Here is a 16,334-nt window from a genome sequence, read left to right as displayed (position 1 = left end):
CTGTGACTGAGCGTCAGATACGCACTACTCAACATTCATCCAAAAAAAACAACCCGGGCCCACGCTTCAACGCGTCGGCAGCAGGTGCGGAGTCAACCTTTCATGCGTCAACTGCCCTCGCTCAACATGCTGCGCGTCTTCGAAGAGGTCGCGCGGCATCGCAGTTTCAGTCAGGCGGCTGTGGGTCTGAACGTTACCCAAGGCGCGGTTAGCCGCCAGATCAAGCAGCTCGAAGACTACCTCGGTGTGACACTCTTCATCCGTACACCGCAGGGATTGTCGTTGACCGAAATCGGCAGCGCCCTCTCGCCGAATCTCAGTGACGCCTTCGATCACATCGAGCGGGCCCTGCAAGCGGTGCGCGTGCCCAACCTGCGCCAGCGCCTGCGCATCCTTGCGCCACCGACCTGGGCGACTCGCTGGTTATCTGCGCACTTGCGCGCGTTCTGTCAACGCTACCCGGACATCAGCCTCAGCGTGACCAACCAGGGCAGCCAGGACAACCTCGCGGAAATAGACTGTCACATCCGCTTTGGCCTCGAAGCGGCCAGCCATTGCAGCAGCCAATTACTGGTGATGGAGCGGCACATCGCGGTGGCCAGCCCGGAGCTGTTCAGCCACGGTCAGCCACCGGATTTGAAGCAGCTTCCACTGCTACATATCCTGCATGACGGCAAGCGATTGAAGGTGTGGGAGAACTGGTTGGCGGCGATGGGCCGCGAGGATGTCGATGCCGGGCAAGGTCTGGAATTCAGCACCCTGGATCAGGTGATCCACACCGCTCTGGCGGGCGGTGGATTGGCCGTGATCGACCGACAGATGATCGAAAAGGAGTTGGCCAATGGCAGCCTGTTGCCCATCACCCCGGTGGAAGTGATCGGGCCGTATGGGTATTGGCTGGATGTGGCGAACGACAAACAGGGATTGTCGAAGGTGCGGTTGTTTACCGAGTGGTTGGAATTGGTCAGCAATCCCTAGAACACCGATGCCCACTGTAGGAGCGAGCTTGCTCGCGATGGTGCGTCAGCTACATTGATGTCGACTGACACTCCATCGCGAGCAAGCTCGCTCCTACAGTTGATCTGTGTAGTTATTTAGATCGGCGCCGCTGCTTTCACAGCCACCGATGCACTCCCCTCCACCGGGCTCTGCGCCTTGCACGCCTGGCTCAGTGTCAGGGACTTGGTTTCCGGCGCCCAGGCCCACGACAGGATCGCCCCCAGTGCCAGGATCGCCGCCAGAATGCCCATGGTCGGACTCAAGCCAATCCCCGCCACGCTCACTGGCAACAGGAACGTACTCACCGCCGAGCCCAGGCGGCTCACCGCCGTGGCCAGGCCGATCCCGCTGGCCCGCACTTCAGTCGGAAAACTCTCCGCCGGAAACACGCCCACCAGGTTACTCACCGCCGACAGCACCAGCGTGAAAAGACCAAACACCAGCACCATCAAAAACGCCGCGCTGCCCGGCAGCACCGCCAGCAAAAACAACGCCACCGCGAGAATGATGAACGAGTTGATCAGGAAGCCCCGGCGCGAAAACTTCACCGTGCACCAAATTCCGATCAGCGCGCCCAGAATCAACAACATGTTCAGCATCAACTCGGTGCCAAAGCCTTCGGCCAGGCCCATCTTCTGCAGGATCGACGGCAGGAAGGTGTAGATGGCGAAGTACGGCATGACGATGCAGACAAAGAACAGGCAGTTGAACGCCGTGCGCTTGCGGTATTCACGGCTGAACAACACCGCGTAGCCGGAACGGGTTTCGGTGGATTGGGTTTCGTCGAGCTCGACGTTGTCGCCCAGGTGCTTCTTGACGATGGCGCGCGCCTCGGCAATTCGGCCCTGATTCACCAACCAGCGCGGCGACTCCGGCGTACCGATGCGGGCGATCAGAATCAACGCCGCAGGAATGGCCGACGACGCGAGCATCCAGCGCCAGGCATCGTCACCGAGGCTCAGCATGGCGGTACCGACAAAGGTCGCGGCGACATAGCCGAAGGTCCAGATCACGCTGAACGAACCGAGCAACACGCCCCGGTGTTTCTTCGGCGAGAACTCGGCGAGCATGGCGTGACCGACACTAAAATCACCGCCCAGGCCAATGCCGATCAGCACCCGGCAGAGAAACAGGCCCATGGCCGTTTCGGCGTAGAACTGCATGACCGAAGCGAGGGTGATCAGCACGAAGCTGACCAGAAAGATCTTCTGCCGGCCCACCTTGTCGGAGATCCAGCCGAAAAACAGGCTGCCAAGGAACAGACCGATCAGCGCCGAGGCCCCGATCAATCCTTGCCAAAACGCGTCCAGGTGCATTTGCGGGCTCAGCAGCGTGAACGCGATACCGATCAGGCCCAGGATGTAGCCGTCGGTGAAATGTGCGCCGAACGTCAGGCCGGCGATTTTCAGGTGAAAGCGCCCGATGGGCAGGTCGTCGATTTTTATCGGTTGGACGGACATGTAAATCTCCAATTTGTTGTTATTGACGGAGAAGTGAAACGTGTAACACCTGTAGGAGCGAGCTTGCTCGCGATGGACCTGAGGGCGCCACGGGGTGCCAGGCTCGCAGCGTTATCGTTGACGACCATCGCGAGCAAGCTCGCTCCTACACAAGGGCGCCGGTGCCTTACAGGCCGCCCATTAACAGGTATTTGATTTCCAGGTAGTCCTCCAGACCGTACTTCGAACCCTCGCGACCGAGGCCCGATTCCTTGATGCCGCCGAACGGCGCCACTTCCGTGGAAATGATCCCTTCGTTGATCCCGACCATGCCGGCTTCCAGGCCTTCGGCCATGCGCCATACACGGCCGATGTCGCGGCTGTAGAAGTAGGCCGACAAGCCGTAGGGCGTGTCGTTGGCCCGTTGCAGCACCTCGGCCTCGTCCCTGAAGCGGAAGCAGGCCGCCACCGGGCCAAAGGTTTCGTCCTGGGCAATCAGCATGTCGCTGTTGGCTTCGACAAGAATGGTCGGCTCATAAAACGTGCCGCCCAGTGCATGACGACGACCGCCGCACAGCAACCTGGCGCCCTTCTCCAGCGCATCACCCACGTGCAGTTCAACCTTGGCCAGCGCCGCCGCATTGATCAGCGGACCTTGCTCGGTTTCACCGTCCAGCGCACTGCCGACGCGCATTGCCGCAACCGCTTCGGCCAACTTGCCGGTGAAGGCTTCGTACACGCCATCCTGAATGAAGAAGCGGTTCACACAGACGCAGGTTTGCCCGGTGTTGCGGAATTTCGACGCCATCGCGCCTTTGACGGCCGCGTCCAGATCGGCGTCGTCGAAGACAATGAACGGCGCGTTGCCGCCCAGTTCCAGCGAAACCTTTTTCAAGGTGTCGGCGGCTTGGCGCATCAGCAATTTGCCGGTGCGGGTGGAACCGGTGAACGACAACTTGCGCACGATGCCGGAGGCTTGCAGCGCACCGCCAATGGCCACGGCGTCGCCGGAAACGATGTTGAACACACCGGCCGGAATGCCCGCCTGCTCTGCCAACACGGCCAGGGCGAACGCCGACAGCGGCGTCTCTTCCGACGGTTTGAGAATCATCGTGCAACCGGCCGCCAGCGCCGGGCCGACCTTGCGCGTGACCATGGCCAGCGGGAAGTTCCACGGGGTGATCGCCGCGACCACGCCGATGGCTTCCTTGACCACGATGATCCGCGCATCGGCCTTGTGGCTCGGGATCACATCGCCGTAAGCCCGCTTGGCTTCTTCGGCAAACCACTCCAGAAAACTCGCCGCGTAGACCACTTCGCCCATGGCTTCGGCCAGTGGCTTGCCCTGCTCGCGACTGAGCAAGATCGCCAGATCCTTCTGGTTGCTCAGCATCAGCTCGCTCCAGCGCTTGAGCTTCTGGCTGCGTTCTTTGGCGGTGAGCTTGCGCCAGGCTGGCAACGCGCGGTTGGCGGCGTCGATGGCGAGGTTGGTTTCCTCAGCGCCGGCCTTTTGTACGTCGGTGATCAACTCGCCATTGGCGGGGTTGAACACCGAATACGTCGAACCACCGCTGGACCATTGGCCGTCGATGTAGTTGCCGTTACGAATCAGCGCGCTCATGCCACCGCCTCGGTCAGGTTGAAGCGCTCCAGGCCCGGGCGGGCCGAACGCAAGATACGTTTGCCAGCGGTGTAATCGTTGATCACGTCGCACGGGGTGTAGTTGCGTTCCAGCTCATGCAGTTCTTCGGCATCGAGCTTGGTCTCCAGTGCCGCCAGGGCGCTGTCGAACTGCGCAGTGGTGTCAGCGCCTACCAACATGCAATCGACACCCGGATGGTTGGCGACCCAGGCCTGAGCAATCTGCGCATTGGACACGCCACGGGCACGGGCCACGCGTTGTACCGAATGCGCGATTTCAAACGAGGCTTCGTCGCTGTACATCTGCTGAGTGAAGAAGTCGGTCTGGTTGCGAGTCGACTGCACATCGCCGGTCAGCAAACCACGGGCCAGCGGGCTGAACACCGAGACGCCGAGGCCTTGATCGCGGCAGAACGGAATCATCTCGCGTTCTTCCTCGCGGTAGGCGCAGTTCAGTTGCAGTTGCATGTTGATCGGCTTGACCCAACCATGGCGCTCGCAGGCCATGAGGATTTTTGCCAGTTGCCCGGTGAGCATGGTCGACACGCCGATGTAACGGGCCTTGCCAGAGCGCACGATGTCGTTCATGGCGCTCATGGTTTCTTCAACAGGGGTGTTCACGTCGAAGTAATGCAGCATGAACACATCGACGTAATCCATGTTCAGACGCTTCAGCGACGCGTCGATGCTGTCCATGATGTGCTTGCGCGAATGGCCGCTGGCGTTGATGCCGGTGCGGGTGCCGTAGCCGACCTTGGTGGTGATCACCAGGTCTTCGCGACGAGCCAGGCGGCTGACGATGCGCCCCACCACTTCTTCGCCTGTACCTGCGGAATAGAAGTCCGCCAGGTCGATGAAGTTCACGCCGTTGTCCAGTGCATGCTTGATGATCGGCTCGCTTTTCTTCTCGTCGAAGATCCACGGTTTCCAGTCCGGGGTGCCCATGTTCATGGTGCCCAGGCACAGGCGGGAGACTTCAAGGCCGGAGTTGCCCAAACGAATGTATTGCATGGTGCGAACCTCAGGCTTTTGGGGTGTAGAAAGGGTTGCTGATGTGATTGACCACATCCGCCAGTTGCGCAGTTTCCGGCTTGCCGGTCAGCGCGGCACGGATGGCCGTGCGGCAGGCGTTGTAGTTGTTCAGGTAGACCGCATCCAGGTCATCGCAGGCCGGGTTGACCCAGTTGGCCGTCACGATGGCCCATTCGTCTTCGGCTTCCGGCGGCAAGGTGCCGTCCAGCAACGCTTCGAGCACAGCCTTGGCGATACCGGCCTGGGACGCGCCCCAGGTGGCGTTACCGTGCAGGTCGCTGCTGATCGCGGCTTTGTTGACGTAAAGGGTCATTGGTTTGACCGGGATGTTCGGTTGCGCAATCACCATGAACGGGCAGTGCCCCTGGCTCGGCGACGCCAGGCTGTTGGCAAACGCCTGCCCCGCCGGACCGTTGCGCGGACCGATCAGAATGTTGATGTGTGCGGCGTTCACGCCAGGGCCTTCGAAACCTTCACCGATGTACAGGTCGAGTTCTTTCATGGGGGCATTTCTCTTCAGGGATTTGGGTTAATCGATGCGCACGCAGACCGTGGAGGTCGCGTGGTAACTGTCGGGGATTGAAGAGCGAAGGACGTGGCGCAGAGAATCAGGCATGGGTGCAAACGCTCTTTTTTGTAGTTGATGAGCTGTGTTTGCGATTTTTTAACACTGGGGGTTTGCGGGGCTGTAACCATTAAAAGTCATGAGGGTATGACTTCAAGTCATACCCTCGAATGACGGTGTGCGGATCAGTAGGACGGCGCGGCTTTTTTCATCGCGTCCTGGTCCTTGGTCATCGCATCTTTCTTCATGGGGTCCTTGGACATGGTGTCTTTCTTCATCGTGTCCTTGCTCATGGAATCCTTGGACATGGCGTCCTTTTTCATGGTGTTTTTCTGCATGGCATCCTTGGACATCGAGTCGTTGCTCATGCTGTCGTTGCTCATGCCGTTGGTCGTTGTAGCCTCGGCGGCGTACACGCTGGCGGCGCCCAGGGCGAGGCACATGGACAGAACGGCGGTGGTTAACTTTTTCATCATGAAACTCCTTGAAGCACAGGTGGCGAGTGAACGCAGCGAACGCTGCGCGTTGAAGTGGGCAAGCGCCGTCAGCTGCCACCGAACCAGTTGTAGCCCTGGTCTTCCCAGTAGCCACCGCTGTAGGTGTTGCTGACGAAAATCGCCTGAATGTGTTTGGGGTTTTTGTAGCCCAGCTTGGTGGGCATGCGCAGCTTCATCGGGAAGCCGTATTGACGCGGCAGCACCGCGCCGTCATAGGTCAGTGTCAGCAAGGTCTGCGAGTGCAGCGCAGTGGCCATGTCGATGCTGGTGTAGTAGTCGTCGGCGCATTTGAAACCGACATATTTGGCCTCCGTGTCGGCACCGACCCGCTTCAGGAAATCGCTGAACCGCACGCCGCCCCAGCGCCCGATCGCGCTCCAGCCTTCGACGCAGATGTGCCGGGTGATCTGCTCGGTCTGCGCCATAGCCCGCAGTTCTTCGAGGCGCCAGCTGCGTTTGTCGGCGACCAGCCCGGTGACCTCCAGTCGATAGCTGTCTTCCTCGACGGTCGGTGCCTCGTCGATGCTGTAAAAAGCATTGAAAGGAAACGGTCGGGTGATCATCGACTCGGGGTAGGTCGGCGCCAGTGCGTTGGGGTTGAACAACCAGCCCTGCACCCGGTCATTGAATCGAGACATGGAGGAAAGTGCCGTCTCGACGCTTTCGTTGTCCGTCAGGTTGCACCCGGACAGCATGGCAACGCCGCCGAGGGTAAGGCCACGCATCAGAAACGAGCGCCGTGAGCGATCCTCGATCTGCGGTGCGATGGTTTTCCGGGCGTCTGTCAGGATGGACGACTCGTCCAGCCCTGAACCGTCTATGCGCTTTTTCATACGGGCTCCTTGCGACCGACAATCATCGCCAACAGCGTTTTTGGAACCACTGCCACCATCACCAGATGAACCGCGACGAAAGCCACCAACAGCGACATTGCGATGAAGTGCACATGCCGTGCGGTGTCGTAGCCGCCCAACAATTCACGCAGCAGCGGGAACTGCACGGATTTCCACAACACCAGCCCGGAAACCACCAGCAGCGCTATGTCGATCATCACGAACAAGTAAGCCACCCGTTGCACCTGGTTGTAATGACTCAGGTCGGCATGCCCCAGCCGCCCCCTCAACGCGGCCCACAGGTCGTGCACGACACCTTTGGGCGAGACCGGGAAAAAGCGCCGCGACAGACGGCCACTGGCAATGTTGATGATCAGGTAGATGAGGCCGTTGATCGCCAGGAACCACATCGCCGCGAAATGCCATTGCAGCGCGCCGCCAAGCCAGCCGCCCAGGGTGATCGACTTGGGAAAACTGAAATCGTAAAGGGGTGAGGCGTTATAGATTCGCCAGCCGCTGGTGACCATCACCAGCACCGCCAGGGCGTTCAGCCAATGGGTCAGCCGCAGCCAGCGCGGATGAGTGTTGACCGTGGGTGGAGCAGGTAATGGCGACATGTCGGGCTCCCGGCGGTTGATCGATGGGGCCAAGTATGGGGGCCTGAAGATCGCCAAATCCTCACGTAAAGTTAAATTAAACGTGATAACTACCCCCCAAATAACCTGTGGGAGCCCAATACCTGTGGGAGCGAGCCTGCTCGCGATGGCGGCATTACATTCAACATCAATGTTGACTGACCTACCGCTATCGCGAGCAAGCTCGCTCCCACAGGTATTGCGTGGTTAAAATGCCGCCCCCTCAAATTGCCGACCCAGCCCGATGAACTCAGACGCCCTCTCCACCCTGCATGCCCATTTGCTGACCGCCCTGGCAACGCCCCCCGCGGAAACCCGCCGGCTGTTCCACGGCCGTGGCCGTTGCTGGCCGGGGCTGGAGCAACTGACAGTGGACTGGTTGCAAGGCGTGGTGCTGGTGTCGCTGTTCAAGGAACCTGAAGCGGCGCAACTGGAGGCGTTGAAACAGCAGCTGTTGGCGCTCACGCGGTCGCCGGTCTGGGAACAATCGGGTGCGCGCACCTTGCTGTTGCAACACCGCTATTTGCTGCAAAGCACCACCGAGTGGTTAGTGGGCGATGAGATCGACGAGCTGACGATCACTGAGGGCGGCCTGCAATATCGGGTGGACCTGGGCCGAAAACAGAACACCGGCCTGTTCCTCGACATGCGTTACGGTCGCGATTGGGTGCGGGCGAATGCCGAGGGTAAGCGGGTATTGAACCTGTTCGCCTACACCTGCGGATTCTCGGTGGCGGCCATCGAAGGCGGCGCGACCCAGGTGGTCAACCTGGACATGTCCAGCCCGGCCTTGAGCCGTGGCCGCGACAATCACCGGCTCAATGGGCATGACTTGAGCAAGGTGAGTTTTCTCGGCCATGACCTGTTCAAGTCATGGGGCAAGGTGATCGGCAAGGGCCCTTACGACCTGGTGATCATCGACCCGCCATCCTTTCAGAAAGGCAGCTTCCTGCTGACCAAGGACTATCAGCGCGTGCTGCGCCGCCTGACGGAATTGCTTAGCCCTCAAGGCACTGTGCTGGCCTGCATGAACGACCCGGCCTTCGGTGCGGACTTCCTCATCGACGGCGTCACCCGTGAAGCACCGAGCCTGCGTTTTGTGCAACGGCTGGACAATCCGCCAGAGTTTCCCGACACGGATGTCGAATGCGGGTTGAAGGCGTTGGTGTTCACGCTCGGGGACTGAGTTGTGCGCTCTGGTTTTTCATGACGGTGAATGCCATCCGCCACGCGATCTGTAGCAGCTGGCGAAGCCTGCGTTCGGCGGCGAAGCCGTCGTGAAATCAGCCGACGCGGTGCATCAGAAACACCTCGTGCACAGGTTTCACGACGGCTTCGCCGCCGAACGCAGGCTTCGCCAGCTGCTACAGGAATGTGTGTTTATTTGGGCTGGGATTTACGGTGATTGTGCCGGCCTCTTCGCGAGCAGGGGATGCGACTAGCGGTACTTGAGCGCAAAACCGCAACTTTCTACGATGGATTTACGCAGCCGCTTGTTGACGCAAGCCGTTGCGTAAGTGGTGAGTGAACTGAACCCCTTCTAAGCTCACCACTTGTTTCATGCGCATCTTGAGCCTCAGGGCTCCACTTCCTCCCCATCAAAGAGCGTTGAGGCTCTTTTTTAATCACCCGACTTCCAGACACCCAAAAGCCCGGCACTGGTCGGGCTTCTGTAGGAGTGAGCCTGCTCGCGAAGGGCCCCTGGCATTCAACATTGATGTTGACTGACACACCGCCTTCGCGAGCAGGCTCGCTCCCACCCTTAACCGCGTGCGCCCAAGCGTTCGCGGACAAATTCATTCGCTTTGCGCGTCATCTGGTCCAGATGACGGTCACGCTGCTTTTCCGCATCGAGCATCGCCCGCTTGCCGTGTTTTTGCAGCAGGTACGTATGAATTTGCCGCACCTCCAGCGAGCTGTAGATCGACGCGACATCCAGCAGCCCCATCAAGCCGTCGGAGCCATGATCGCGGGTATTCATCAACACCTGAGTCCCGCGCACGCCCACGACCTGAAACCCCATCGACTCAAACCAGGAAACCTTGGCAACCGCGCACGTCAGCTCGGCGTGAGGGTAACGGCCGACCATTTCCCGTAGCAGGCGCCGCGCGACGCCCTGACGCCGATGACCGGTCTGCACCGCCATATAGGCCACGCCACACGCCTCGGGATCGTCCTTGATCGGCAGGAACAGCAAAAAGCCAACGACCGTGTCCGGATCGTCGACTTCCGTCGCGACCAGCAACTCCACGGCAATCCCTTTCGCCCCGTTCAACGCCTCCAGATAGAGATGAACCTCATAGCCAATCGCGTACTGGTACACGTTGTACAACAGGTTGCTCGGCGGGATGGCGACCATGCTGATATCGGTCAGGTTGTCGACGACCATCTGCAGGATCTGGCTGTTGAAGTGTTCGGGGCACGGCGTTTTGAAATGGGTGATCTGGGGCATTGTGGCTCTGACTTTGAGGGCGGACGTGCCAATCATAACGTGCCGGCGCACATTGCGGCGTCGCCGGCTTTTGCTTTGTTGTTGGACGCGCTGCGATATCGGGGATGAGACCGGGTTGTGTGTCAGGTGACAGATGTGCGTCACCTGCCGGCCTCATCGCGAGCAGGCTCGCTCCCACAGTGGATCTTCGTCGTACACAGATTTTGTGTTCACTGAAGATTCACTGTGGGAGCGAGCCTGCTCGCGAAGGGGCCGGAGGCACCACCGCTAAACCGTCGCCTTGAACCCCTCCTCCCGTTGCAACGCCCGCGCCTGAAGCACATCCAGTATCGCGCACCCTTCACGCATGAGCAGATGCACGGCACGGGTAACGCGCGTCAGATCGCAATCGGAAATACCTTTGAGGTTCAAGCTGGAAAAGGTGTCCGCTAAATCGCGAACCACTGTGAAGCGATGCATGGCGCAGGCGGCCATGTCGCTGAGTTCTTTGTGAGTGTTGATGAAGAGCACCGGGTTTTCGGCGTCGTAGGTGTCGATGGGGAGGTAACGGGGCATGACTTGGTCGAACATGGGTGTAGGTCCAAATAGAGCTACCACCGTTCGCGGCCAAGCGAATAAAGGTGGCAGCTGTGTGCGGGTTGGCCGACCGGTACCCAGAACTCCGGCACACCCGAAGGTGTCCCGCGCACAGCTGCCATAACACGAAGCCCAGACATGAAGTCGGAACAATGACGGCGTTGCGTTTTGGGTAATCGACCGGCCAAGGTCGTTCGCGGTGTTTTCCGCGAGCCCGAACTATAGGGGTCGATGCCGAAACGCGGCAACAGGGTACGTTGTAGGAAACGTCTTGGAAAGTTGTGCGCTACTGAATGATCATTCCAATGCGTGGGAAAGATCCTTCAAGGGATTGACGTCCGGCCCACGCAATGTGGACCGGGCGCCCATCGATTACGGAGCAATTCGTCCAGAGAGAGCGGATCGCTGGCCCATTTTTCTCCCCATCCTACTGGCCTAAAGTCGCCTCCAGACACTTATTGGAGGTCACCATGAATCATCCCACCCTGCTTTCCACGATCCAGATCGGCCCGCACACCCTCTCCCACCGCGTGGTCATGGCGCCGTTGACCCGCATGCGTTCCGAGCCCGGCGATCTGCCCGGTGCGTTGATGACCGAATACTATTCGCAGCGTGCCACTGACGGCGGGCTGATCATTTCCGAAGCCACCGTAGTGTCGACCACCGGCAATGGCTACCTCGGCTCACCCGGCCTGTACAACGACGCGCAGGTCCCTGGCTGGAAAGCCATCACTGAAGCGGTCCACGCCAAGGGTGGACGGATTTTCCTGCAACTGTTCCACGCCGGTCGTCAGTCCCACAGTGACATGCAACCCGACGGTGCCCAACCGATTGCGCCTTCTGCCGTCGAGTACGACGGTGTCGCCTACACCGCCAACGGCTGGGTGCCCAGTACACCCCATCGCGCAATCAGCGAAGCCGAAGTCGAAACACTGGTCGAAGACTTTCGCAGTGCCGCACAACGGGGGTTGGAAGCCGGTTTCGACGGTGTGGAAATCCATGGTGCCAACGGTTACCTGATCGACCAGTTCCTGCAGGACGGCAGCAACCATCGCACCGACGCCTACGGCGGCAGCATCGCCAAGCGTGCGCGCTTTCTGCTGGACATCACCCGCGCAGTGATTTCGGTCTGGGGCAGCGATCGCGTGGCGGTGCGCCTTGGTCCAAGCGGCAACTTCGGCGACATGAAAGACAGCGCCCCTGAGGCACTGTTCGTCTACGTTGCACAACAGCTGGCGCCATTGAAACTGGCTTACCTGCACCTGATCGAGCCGCGTGTGTTGGGCAACTCGATCGATGAGAGCAAAGACCAGAACCCGGTCGCCGCGCAGTTGATTCGGCGTCACTACGATGGGCTGATCATCGCTGCCGGTGGCTTCAACGCCACGTCAGCCGAGCAGATCCTGCAAGCGGGCGATGCTGATCTGGTGGCGTTTGGTCGCGATTTTATCGCCAACCCGGATTTGCCAGAGCGCATTCGACATGACCTGCCGTTGAATGCTTATGACCGTGACACTTTTTACGGCGGTACTGAGGTGGGTTTCACTGATTATCCGTTCTACCAAGCCACTGCCTGAGTTTCGCGCTGAATGTAAAACCGCCATCGCGAGCAGGCTCGCTCCCACAGTGACCGTGTTCCCTTGAGAGGACTCGGTCAAGTGTGGGAGCGAGCCTGCTCGCGATGGCGGCACCTCGGTTTCCAGCTCCCTCCCCTTTGCAATTCCCCCTCCCGCCTCTACTCTGCCTTAACCCTCCCTGCATCGAGCACACCCCCATGATGGACAGCCTCAGCGGTATCACGGCCTTCATTCAGGTGGCCGAGACCCGCAGCTTCACCGAAGCCGGCCGCCTGCTGGAAATTTCCTCCTCAGCGGTGGGCAAGAGCGTGGCGCGCATGGAGGAACGCCTGGGCGTGCGCTTGTTCCATCGCAGCACTCGCAGCGTCACCCTGACCACCGAAGGCGAGCTGTTCCTGGACCGCTGCAAACGCATTATCAGTGAAGTGGAAGCGGCGCAGATGGAGTTGCTGAACCTGTCCGCCAGCCCCCGGGGCAAAGTGCGGATCAGCGTGCCGATCCAGAACGTGCTGATCATGCCGGTGCTGGCCGGGTTCATGCGCACCTACCCGGACATCGAGCTGGACGTGGACATGTCCGACCGCATGGTGGACGTGATCGAGGAAGGGTTCGATGCAGTGATCCGCACCGGCGCGCCCCAGGACTCGCGGCTGATGGCGCGCAAGTTGGGTGGCTATCAATTGCAGTTGGTGGCGTCGCCCGAGTACCTGAAACAGCATGGCGAGCCGACGCACCCGGACGATCTGAGCCGCCACGTGTGCCTGCTGCACAAGTTTCCGGCCACCGGGATGATCGAGCGTTGGCCGCTGCGCATCGGCGAGACGCACATTGAACCGAATCTGACGAAGGCCTTGACCTGCACCACGATGGATCCGCTGACGTACCTGGCGATCGATGGGGTGGGGATTGCCTGCCTGCCGGATTTTTCAATCCGCCAGCCACTGGCCGACGGCAGGCTGAAGGTGGTGCTGGAGGATTACACCGACCACGCCGGCAACCTGTGGATGCTCTGGCCTGCGTCCAAGCAGACCGCGCCGAGGCTGCGGGTGTTGATCGACTACTTCAAGGACAACATTCTGAAAACCTGAGCCTAGCGTTGAAATTGTAGGAGCGAGCTTGCTCGCGATGGACTCAAGAGCGCCGCGTTTAGCCAGTAAACACGCGTTATTCTTAACGACCATCGCGAGCAAGCTCGCTCCTACAGTGGATCAGAGCCGCTTAACTGGACACGATCAATCACTCCGCAATCGGCGGATTAGCGCCATCCCAGTCCAAAGAGTCCGGAGTTCTACCCCATTTTTCCCTTGAGTCGCACTCCCTAGACTTCACCTCGTCAGCCATCACCTTACGAGGACACTCCCATGACCACTCCACACATTCCTATCCGCGTCGGCATCATTGGTGTCGGCAACTGGGCACGCCACGGCCACTTGCGCGTGCTTGAGCTGCTGCCGCAGTACCAGTTGCAAGCGGTGCACAGCGAACACCGCGAACGCGCTGAAGCAGCGGCCGCAGAATACGCCATCGCGCAGGTCGCCGACTCGGTCGACGCACTGGTGAACAATCCCGACGTCGACCTCGTGGTGGTGCTCAATACCGCGCCCCAACATGAACAGACCGTGCGCGCGGCCATCGCCGCCGGCAAAGACGTCTACTGCGAATGGCCGTTAACCACCACCACTGGCGCCTCCGAGCAACTGCTTCAGATGGCGAACGATGCCGGCGTGCGCCACATCGTCGGCCTGCAACGCCGTCATGCACCGCATAATCGCTACCTGCAAGACCTGTTGCAGCAAGGTTACGTCGGCAAACTGCGCTCAGTGCGCCTGCACGTCAGCACGAATTACTTCCAGGCCCTGCGCCCCAATGCGCTGCGCTGGACCGCACCCGAAGAGAACTTCTCCAGTGTGATCGCAATCTACGCCGGGCATTTCCTCGACATGCTCTTCACCGCGACCGGCTGGCCGACCAGCGTGTCGGGATTGCTGGTCAATCAGTTCCCGCAAGTGACCATCAAGGAAACCGGCGAAGTGCTGGCCAGCAGCGCGCCGGATCAACTGGTGCTCAGCGGCATGCTCGAAGACGGCGCCGTGATTTCGATCCACATCGAAGGGGGAAAACGCAACGGCTCCGGCGTGCAGATCGACATCACCGGCGATCAGGGCGACCTGAAAATCACCAACCGTTCCGCCTTCGGTGATGTCGGCGACGACTATGTGATCGAAGGCGCCCACGGTGACAATCTGGCGCTGCAAGTATTGCCGCTGCCTGAAAACTACCTGCGGCTGCCGGCCTCTTCATTGCCATCGGCGGTGTTGGAACTGGCGGAGCTGTATTACGTGTATGCGCAGGATGTAGCGGAAGGAACGCATGCAGCAGCGACCTTTGAGGATGCGCTGCGCTTGCATCGGTTGTTGGATGCGGCGAAAAGTGCAACAGAAAAGGCCATCGACATCTAAAACCCTTCGGTGTCCACATCGCAAAAGGGAGCCTTTTCCTGAAAAAAATTTCATTTTCCTCACGACGGATATTTTCCGTTTCTCGCGTTCAACTCTTCAGCAGCATTCACTTTCGGATGCAGGCCTGAGGAGTTGTCATGCGATTTGTGCGTTCCCTGATTAATGTGCGGCACGTTCTGCTTGTCCCATTGGCGCTTGCCGCTCTGTCGAGCACGCCAGTCTTTGCTCAGACCGAAATCATCATCCAGCAAGCGCCGCCACCCATGCGGATGGAGGTGATGCCCCCGGGACGTCCCGGTTACGCCTGGGATCAAGGCCACTGGCGCTGGGACGGTCGCGGTTATGCCTGGGTGCCCGGTCACTGGCAGCCAGTGATGCACGGCGCCCGCTGGAAACCGGGGCATTGGCAGGCACACGGGCCGAACTGGCGCTGGGTCGAAGGACATTGGGTGAGGTGAGCCGCGCCCCGGCCGATGTGGACTCCGGGGCACTGGCGTCATGTGTAGATGGGCACGCTAGTGTTGCGGCGCAACCATTCGAAACCGGATATTGATGTCGTCGGAAACAACGCTATCGGCCCATTCACCTTCGCCAACCTTGAAGTCACTACGCTTGAGCGTTAGCTGGCCGTCGAAGATACCGATGGCGTTCGCCACCTTCAGGAGGACCGGAACGGAGACCGTACGAGTAACGCCTCTGAGCGTGAGTTTGCCGGTGATCGTGTAATGGTTGCCGCCCAGTGCTTTTACGCCGGTCGATTCAAACGTCGCCACCGGATACGTTGCCGTGTCGAACCACGCTGGCTTTTTCAGCTCTGTGTTGGCCTCGTTGCTGCCGGCATCGATGCTGTCGAGCTCGATGGTGAGCGCGGCATGACCCGCTGCGGGGTTCGCCGTGTCGAAATCAAGCGTGGCCTTGAACTTGCCAAACGTGCCATACACCCGCGAGCTGAACTGGTTGTAGGTGAAGGAGATCGTGCTGGCAGTCTCATTTACTCGCGTGTATTCGACCGCCTGGGCACAGGGCAAGAAGCCGAAAGTGAGCGCGGCGGCCAATACAGCAAACCGAGGGAATCGAGGATTCATGGGATTGTCCGGTCGGGGGCTACCGCCAAGAGCTGAGGCGCCCGCACACGCGGGCCAGCGATAGATGGACTTAAGCAAAGAACTGCCCTTTATTCCACCCCCGCCGAAACTTCCTGCCCTCTGTCGGCGCCGGCGATGCGCCAACCCCATCGTCAGCGCAACAACGTTCCAGGACTGGCTCAAGAACAGCTAGGCAGCCTCGTGAACGGCGGGATTCACCTGCATCAGCTTGGCGTAAGCCTGCAAGTGATGGTCATCATCACCAAACTGGCGTGCGACCATCAGCAGATGCTTGGCATGGTGTGACAGTACGTATTCCCATGTCAGGCCGATGCCGCCGTGCAACTGGATGCCTTGGTCGGCGAGCTTCAGCATTGACCAGATTCGCGCGGCGGTAGACGCGAAAATCGAAGAGAAAGCCAAGGCTCAAGCAAAACCGTGAGGTTCAACGCGGCATCTGGTTGTTAAACCCAATCCTGTAGGAGCGAGCTTGCTCGCGAAGGTCGTTAACGATAATGCGTTTCTCCTGAATAAACGCATTGCT

General features: G+C 59.9%; 17 protein-coding genes. 6 read left to right on the top strand and 11 right to left on the bottom strand.

Annotated elements, in window-relative coordinates; translation table 11 throughout:
• The first annotated feature begins 102 nt into the window (after window positions 1-102).
• Entirely contained in the window at window positions 103-978 is an 876-nt protein-coding gene (locus JFU37_RS01100) for a LysR substrate-binding domain-containing protein (protein WP_201112011.1), read from the top strand.
• Between the two features lie 116 nt (window positions 979-1,094).
• Here JFU37_RS01100 and JFU37_RS01095 read toward each other — a convergent pair whose 3' ends face one another.
• The 7 genes from JFU37_RS01095 to JFU37_RS01065 all read right to left on the bottom strand — a co-directional run bounded on the left by JFU37_RS01095 (window position 1,095) and on the right by JFU37_RS01065 (window position 7,623).
• Window positions 1,095-2,459, bottom strand: a complete 1,365-nt coding sequence (locus JFU37_RS01095) for an MFS transporter (protein ID WP_201112009.1) — start codon at window positions 2,457-2,459, stop codon at window positions 1,095-1,097.
• A gap of 166 nt (window positions 2,460-2,625) precedes the next feature.
• Window positions 2,626-4,059: an NAD-dependent succinate-semialdehyde dehydrogenase gene (locus tag JFU37_RS01090; protein WP_201112007.1), complete on the bottom strand. Its 1,434-nt coding sequence runs from the start codon at window positions 4,057-4,059 to the stop codon at window positions 2,626-2,628.
• The gene (locus tag JFU37_RS01085) at window positions 4,056-5,090 is read right to left on the bottom strand and encodes an aldo/keto reductase (protein WP_201112005.1); all 1,035 of its coding nucleotides are present in this window, start codon (window positions 5,088-5,090) and stop codon (window positions 4,056-4,058) included. The genes JFU37_RS01090 and JFU37_RS01085 overlap by 4 nt, the downstream gene beginning before the upstream one ends.
• Before the next feature lie 10 nt (window positions 5,091-5,100).
• Window positions 5,101-5,613: a formaldehyde-activating enzyme gene (gene fae, locus JFU37_RS01080; RefSeq protein WP_008043405.1), complete on the bottom strand. Its 513-nt coding sequence runs from the start codon at window positions 5,611-5,613 to the stop codon at window positions 5,101-5,103.
• A 248-nt stretch (window positions 5,614-5,861) separates the two neighbouring features.
• Window positions 5,862-6,149 (bottom strand): pentapeptide MXKDX repeat protein, encoded by a 288-nt coding sequence (locus JFU37_RS01075; protein ID WP_201112003.1) that lies wholly within the window; start codon window positions 6,147-6,149, stop codon window positions 5,862-5,864.
• 71 nt (window positions 6,150-6,220) lie between these two features.
• Window positions 6,221-7,006 carry a molybdopterin-dependent oxidoreductase gene (locus JFU37_RS01070; protein WP_201112001.1) on the bottom strand — a complete coding sequence of 262 codons (786 nt, stop codon included), beginning with the start codon at window positions 7,004-7,006 and terminating at the stop codon, window positions 6,221-6,223.
• Window positions 7,003-7,623 carry a cytochrome b/b6 domain-containing protein gene (locus JFU37_RS01065; protein ID WP_201111999.1) on the bottom strand — a complete coding sequence of 207 codons (621 nt, stop codon included), beginning with the start codon at window positions 7,621-7,623 and terminating at the stop codon, window positions 7,003-7,005. The genes JFU37_RS01070 and JFU37_RS01065 overlap by 4 nt, the downstream gene beginning before the upstream one ends.
• A gap of 262 nt (window positions 7,624-7,885) precedes the next feature.
• Between JFU37_RS01065 and JFU37_RS01060 the strand changes: the two genes are divergently transcribed.
• Complete coding sequence (locus JFU37_RS01060) at window positions 7,886-8,827, top strand: class I SAM-dependent methyltransferase (RefSeq protein ID WP_201111997.1); 942 nt, start codon at window positions 7,886-7,888, stop codon at window positions 8,825-8,827.
• Between the two features lie 576 nt (window positions 8,828-9,403).
• Here JFU37_RS01060 and JFU37_RS01055 read toward each other — a convergent pair.
• Both JFU37_RS01055 and JFU37_RS01050 read right to left on the bottom strand, forming a co-directional pair.
• A complete protein-coding gene (locus tag JFU37_RS01055; RefSeq protein WP_201111995.1) occupies window positions 9,404-10,093 on the bottom strand; it encodes a GNAT family N-acetyltransferase in 690 nt (229 codons plus the stop codon).
• A 267-nt stretch (window positions 10,094-10,360) separates the two neighbouring features.
• The gene (locus JFU37_RS01050; RefSeq protein ID WP_201111993.1) at window positions 10,361-10,663 is read right to left on the bottom strand and encodes a hypothetical protein; all 303 of its coding nucleotides are present in this window, start codon (window positions 10,661-10,663) and stop codon (window positions 10,361-10,363) included.
• A 476-nt stretch (window positions 10,664-11,139) separates the two neighbouring features.
• Here JFU37_RS01050 and JFU37_RS01045 point away from each other — a divergent pair, with 476 nt between their 5' ends.
• The 4 genes from JFU37_RS01045 (at window position 11,140) to JFU37_RS01030 (ending at window position 15,163) form a co-directional block, all read left to right on the top strand.
• Entirely contained in the window at window positions 11,140-12,246 is a 1,107-nt protein-coding gene (locus tag JFU37_RS01045; RefSeq protein WP_201111991.1) for an alkene reductase, read from the top strand.
• Window positions 12,247-12,446: 200 nt separating this feature from the next.
• Window positions 12,447-13,334 carry a LysR family transcriptional regulator gene (locus tag JFU37_RS01040; protein ID WP_201112634.1) on the top strand — a complete coding sequence of 296 codons (888 nt, stop codon included), beginning with the start codon at window positions 12,447-12,449 and terminating at the stop codon, window positions 13,332-13,334.
• Window positions 13,335-13,607: 273 nt separating this feature from the next.
• Window positions 13,608-14,705, top strand: coding sequence for a Gfo/Idh/MocA family protein (locus JFU37_RS01035; protein WP_201111989.1), 1,098 nt, complete (start codon window positions 13,608-13,610; stop codon window positions 14,703-14,705).
• Window positions 14,706-14,842: 137 nt separating this feature from the next.
• Window positions 14,843-15,163 (top strand): YXWGXW repeat-containing protein, encoded by a 321-nt coding sequence (locus JFU37_RS01030; protein ID WP_201111987.1) that lies wholly within the window; start codon window positions 14,843-14,845, stop codon window positions 15,161-15,163.
• A 57-nt stretch (window positions 15,164-15,220) separates the two neighbouring features.
• Here JFU37_RS01030 and JFU37_RS01025 read toward each other — a convergent pair whose 3' ends face one another.
• Window positions 15,221-15,790, bottom strand: coding sequence for a YceI family protein (locus JFU37_RS01025; protein WP_201111985.1), 570 nt, complete (start codon window positions 15,788-15,790; stop codon window positions 15,221-15,223).
• A 189-nt stretch (window positions 15,791-15,979) separates the two neighbouring features.
• The gene (locus tag JFU37_RS01020; protein ID WP_446738738.1) at window positions 15,980-16,165 is read right to left on the bottom strand and encodes a hypothetical protein; all 186 of its coding nucleotides are present in this window, start codon (window positions 16,163-16,165) and stop codon (window positions 15,980-15,982) included.
• Window positions 16,166-16,334: the final 169 nt, after the last annotated feature.

This window comes from Pseudomonas sp. TH41 (assembly GCF_016650695.1).
Lineage (GTDB): Bacteria > Pseudomonadota > Gammaproteobacteria > Pseudomonadales > Pseudomonadaceae > Aquipseudomonas.
This window is presented reverse-complemented; position numbering and strand designations above follow the sequence as displayed.

Bases quoted from the DNA above. Each gene is read 5' to 3' on its own strand.
- JFU37_RS01100 (WP_201112011.1), top strand. From the start codon at position 103: ATGCGTCAACTGCCCTCGCTCAACATGCTGCGCGTCTTCGAAGAGGTC.
- JFU37_RS01095 (WP_201112009.1), bottom strand. From the start codon at position 2,459: ATGTCCGTCCAACCGATAAAAATCGACGACCTGCCCATCGGGCGCTTT.
- JFU37_RS01090 (WP_201112007.1), bottom strand. From the start codon at position 4,059: ATGAGCGCGCTGATTCGTAACGGCAACTACATCGACGGCCAATGGTCC.
- JFU37_RS01085 (WP_201112005.1), bottom strand. From the start codon at position 5,090: ATGCAATACATTCGTTTGGGCAACTCCGGCCTTGAAGTCTCCCGCCTG.
- fae (WP_008043405.1), bottom strand. From the start codon at position 5,613: ATGAAAGAACTCGACCTGTACATCGGTGAAGGTTTCGAAGGCCCTGGC.
- JFU37_RS01075 (WP_201112003.1), bottom strand. From the start codon at position 6,149: ATGAAAAAGTTAACCACCGCCGTTCTGTCCATGTGCCTCGCCCTGGGC.
- JFU37_RS01070 (WP_201112001.1), bottom strand. From the start codon at position 7,006: ATGAAAAAGCGCATAGACGGTTCAGGGCTGGACGAGTCGTCCATCCTG.
- JFU37_RS01065 (WP_201111999.1), bottom strand. From the start codon at position 7,623: ATGTCGCCATTACCTGCTCCACCCACGGTCAACACTCATCCGCGCTGG.
- JFU37_RS01060 (WP_201111997.1), top strand. From the start codon at position 7,886: ATGAACTCAGACGCCCTCTCCACCCTGCATGCCCATTTGCTGACCGCC.
- JFU37_RS01055 (WP_201111995.1), bottom strand. From the start codon at position 10,093: ATGCCCCAGATCACCCATTTCAAAACGCCGTGCCCCGAACACTTCAAC.
- JFU37_RS01050 (WP_201111993.1), bottom strand. From the start codon at position 10,663: ATGTTCGACCAAGTCATGCCCCGTTACCTCCCCATCGACACCTACGAC.
- JFU37_RS01045 (WP_201111991.1), top strand. From the start codon at position 11,140: ATGAATCATCCCACCCTGCTTTCCACGATCCAGATCGGCCCGCACACC.
- JFU37_RS01040 (WP_201112634.1), top strand. From the start codon at position 12,447: ATGGACAGCCTCAGCGGTATCACGGCCTTCATTCAGGTGGCCGAGACC.
- JFU37_RS01035 (WP_201111989.1), top strand. From the start codon at position 13,608: ATGACCACTCCACACATTCCTATCCGCGTCGGCATCATTGGTGTCGGC.
- JFU37_RS01030 (WP_201111987.1), top strand. From the start codon at position 14,843: ATGCGATTTGTGCGTTCCCTGATTAATGTGCGGCACGTTCTGCTTGTC.
- JFU37_RS01025 (WP_201111985.1), bottom strand. From the start codon at position 15,790: ATGAATCCTCGATTCCCTCGGTTTGCTGTATTGGCCGCCGCGCTCACT.
- JFU37_RS01020 (WP_446738738.1), bottom strand. From the start codon at position 16,165: ATGCTGAAGCTCGCCGACCAAGGCATCCAGTTGCACGGCGGCATCGGC.